This window comes from Formosa undariae (assembly GCF_042427615.1).
GTDB lineage: Bacteria > Bacteroidota > Bacteroidia > Flavobacteriales > Flavobacteriaceae > Formosa > Formosa undariae.
Map to the genome: position 1 here is coordinate 1 of NZ_JBHMEZ010000021.1, position 2,073 is coordinate 2,073.

Here is a 2,073-nt window from a genome sequence, read left to right on the forward strand (position 1 = left end):
CGTTTCCAGTTATTACCTACGCTGTCAATTCAATATGTTAATGAACTTATTTCTCTTTTTGTTTCTTAACTCGTTACCTCGTTAAGCGGGTGCAAATATAAAACCTTTTTTTTAATCTCACAATGTTTATTTGAAGTTTTTTTTAAGACCGTTTTTACAAACTTTCTACCAAAAACCAAATCAACACTCAAAGAACTTTCTTTCTAAAAACGTTGCCGTTTTTAGCGGCTGCAAATATACATTGTTTTATTCATATTAAACTAATGTTATCTGATATTATTTTTAAGTAAATTATAAATATTTTATTATCAAACAGTTAAAACTTAAATTTAATACAAGTAACAATGGAATAACTCCTTTTAATACGTTTCTACTCATATTCACAGGGTAAATAACCAACTAAGACTTCTTATATATAAAGTAGCTTATTCTATTAATATACTAGATATACTGATTTAACATACCTCTTTAATATTTATTTCTATCATAAAGTAAAGCACTCATCCCTTCTAGATTAACCTAACAGTTACCACTAAACAAAGAGACAACCATTAATTCACAAAAAGCTCTCAGAAAAAACAAAACACAACATGCATTGGTACTGCATTGAAAAGGTAATATACTAGCCCGACAAACAAAATAAAGAGTAACCGTCAAGCCCACAAAATAACACAGATCTCATCATAATTCTATGTTGAAAAACATTTGGCATGATTCATATTATCTGCAATTTTAATATCGCACTATTTCAAACTAAGACATATAAAGGGTAAAAAAAAAAAGCTCCATTACTGAAGCCCTCAAGTTTATTACTTTAAACTAAATTTAATATTTAACCACTTTCTTAATTTCTCTTCCTTTTTCTGAATCTATATGAACACTATACATTCCTGCTGAAAAATTATTTACAGATATAGTTTCTAGATTGGAGTGATATGATTTCAATTGCTTACCAGATATGGTATACAAATGAACTGTAGTAATATGTAAAGGCGACACAATAGTTATAGACTCTAAACTACTGTTATAATATACTTGACTTTTAGATGTAACAACATCCGATACACTTAAGTCCCCACAATCAGTTGATGAGTAACAAAGGTAGAGGGTGCATATTTGTAAGCCGACCAATTGTCATTACTCCAACCCGAATCATCTACAAAAATACATGTTAAATTTGGATTGTATTCTGAATTAAAAGATGCAAAATTAGAGTTGTTACCATTCTTAAGGTTTAGACTAGTTATTTGATTTTGATGTACTCCCAGATCTCTTAGATTTCCAAATAGAGACACATCGATATCTGTCATTTGATTTTCATTAATTTCTAGTTTCCATAATGAAGATCCACTAGAAGGTAAATTCACAGTAGTTAATTGATTTTGCTGTAAAAACAATTGTTCTATATTAACAAGTCCACTGATATCTAAACTACTAATTTCATTAGAAGAGCAATTTAAGAATGTTAAAGCAGAGTTAGGATTTACATCTAAGTCTGGAAGCTTATTAGATCTACAATTTAAACTTGACAACTGATTTACATGAGAGTATAAATCTGTCAAATTCACATTAGAACTTAAATCTAAACTTTTTAAATTATTATCACTACAGCTTGAAAAGGTTAATGCCGTGAAACTTTCGATACCTGTTAAATCTGAAATATTCTTGTCAGCCACATTAAGTACTACTACTTCATTAATATTAGCTGTTAACACAGCTCAATCCAAAACATAATCTAAATCTAAATCGATTAAAGCTTGCTCAAAATTTGAATTTGAAATCATGGTCAAATAACAATCCATTCCATATACAGAAGCATCATCTACGCACCTTCAATTGCCGATTGCATAATTTATACGGCTCCCCAGAAATACGACTTGACCTGTAATTTATTTACGTTTTAGAAGAACAATTTATAAATATTGAGGGATATAAGAGGTTTATATTGAAGGTTTATCTAAGACAATATTCTCAAAAAAGTATAAACAAAAAAAATCCTCAATACAAAAGTATTGAGGATTTAGATTTAAAAAAGGCAACGTCCTACTCTCCCACAAATGCAGTACCATCGGC

General features: G+C 29.3%; 2 protein-coding genes. Both read right to left on the reverse strand.

What is annotated here, in order from left to right; genetic code table 11:
- Nucleotides 1-825 precede the first annotated feature (825 nt).
- A complete protein-coding gene (locus ACFFVB_RS18725) occupies nt 826-1,131 on the reverse strand; it encodes a T9SS type A sorting domain-containing protein (protein ID WP_512699237.1) in 306 nt (101 codons plus the stop codon).
- A complete protein-coding gene (locus ACFFVB_RS16090) occupies nt 1,068-1,715 on the reverse strand; it encodes a hypothetical protein (protein WP_382384250.1) in 648 nt (215 codons plus the stop codon). Before ACFFVB_RS16090 ends, ACFFVB_RS18725 begins: the two co-directional genes overlap by 64 nt.
- Between the last annotated feature and the right edge of the window lie 358 nt (nt 1,716-2,073).